Source organism: Oscillibacter sp. CU971, from assembly GCF_905219725.1.
GTDB lineage: Bacteria > Bacillota > Clostridia > Oscillospirales > Oscillospiraceae > Oscillibacter.
This window is the reverse complement of record NZ_CAJMXG010000510.1, coordinates 1-1,299: the sequence shown is the minus strand read 5'-3', so window position 1 is coordinate 1,299 and position 1,299 is coordinate 1. Positions and strand designations below refer to the sequence as shown.

Below are 1,299 nucleotides of genomic sequence, written 5' to 3'. Positions count from 1 at the left end.
CCCAGGCCCCGGCCCCGGCGAAGCCGCCCAGGGGCTCCCGGTGCTCCGGGTGCCCCTACTGGCGGGGCATCGGCTGTGTGTCCTGCTACCGGGAGCTTATGCGGGCCCCGGCTGGCGGGAGGTGACAGCTTGGCCCGTGAACTGACACGCGAGGAAAAAAAGAAAATCCGCGCCCTGGTGGTAAAGTGGTGTGCCAACTATGACAAGGAATACGGGTGCCTGCCCCTGGAGTGCGAGTGCTATATGTTCGGCAAATGCTGGACGGGCGCTTACTGCCGCTATTTCCAGGAGGCCGTCCTGCCCCTCGATCCGGCGCTGGAGGCGGCCCTCTTGACCGAGGGGCCCAGGCCGGAGTTTAAGCCCTGTCCCATCTGCGGCGGGCCCGTTGCCCCGGATCGGCGGCAGGCATACTGCTCGGCGGCCTGTGCAAAGAAAGCCCACCGCCGACAACAGCGGGAATATATGCGGAAAAAGCGGGGCTGGGGTGTTGACAATTAGGCCCCGGAAAATCCCCGGTTTACAAGGCTTTCCGTGGCCGTTTTCGGGGCAGGCCGTATGTTTCTACGGTCTGCCCCTGTTTAGCCCGGATGCTGTCAACATTTTGGAAAGGAGGCGTTTATGCGAAAGCCGGAGGAATATAAGTATTACTCCACCCAGCGGCCTATTTCTATTGGCACATTTCCGAAAGACCATTTCAAAGCCCCGATCCGTCTGCAAAACTATGATGGCCGGCTCCCGGTAGAGGGTGGCGCGTTCCGGGCCTGGGGCGAGGTGGTATATGATACGCCGCTGTCCGATGGGGAGCTGCGGAGCTATGAGCTCCGCCCCTCCCGCAACAATCCAGACATCCGGCGGCAGATGGACGCCCAGGCCCAGGTAGTGGGAAAATGGGAGGATGCTCACCGCGTCCCGGATCAAAAGCGGCTGACGTGGTTTTACCCGGACTTCGGCAGTTATGTGGTGAAAGAATACATCACCCCGGAGCAACTGGCGGACTTTGCCCGTGGCGTGGAACGCCAGGAGGCGGCGCGGGCCCACAAGGAAGCCAAACGCCAGCCCCCGATTGCGGAGCAACTGAAAGCGGCCCAACGGGAGGCCCAGGAAAACAAGGCCCCGGACGGCCCCAAAAAGAAAGCCCCTGACCGGGGCGACAGATAGGAGGACTGTTATGGAAAAGAAGCGTGAACAGGATTTTGCCAACCAGGAAGCCCTGCGGCTCTCCGGAGTATTCAATACGCCGATCCCCGCCCAGCCCCCGGAACGGGAAAAGGCGCTGGACAAGGTCAGTCTCTTATACAA

2 protein-coding genes are annotated in these 1,299 nt (G+C 61.5%); both read left to right on the top strand.

Annotated features, from left to right (window positions below; all coding sequences use genetic code 11):
* The first annotated feature begins 129 nt into the window (after window positions 1–129).
* Complete coding sequence (locus JX325_RS17005; RefSeq protein ID WP_204792196.1) at window positions 130–498, top strand: cysteine-rich VLP domain-containing protein; 369 nt, start codon at window positions 130–132, stop codon at window positions 496–498.
* A gap of 120 nt (window positions 499–618) precedes the next feature.
* Complete coding sequence (locus JX325_RS17000) at window positions 619–1,158, top strand: hypothetical protein (protein WP_110441894.1); 540 nt, start codon at window positions 619–621, stop codon at window positions 1,156–1,158.
* The last annotated feature ends 141 nt before the right edge of the window (window positions 1,159–1,299 follow it).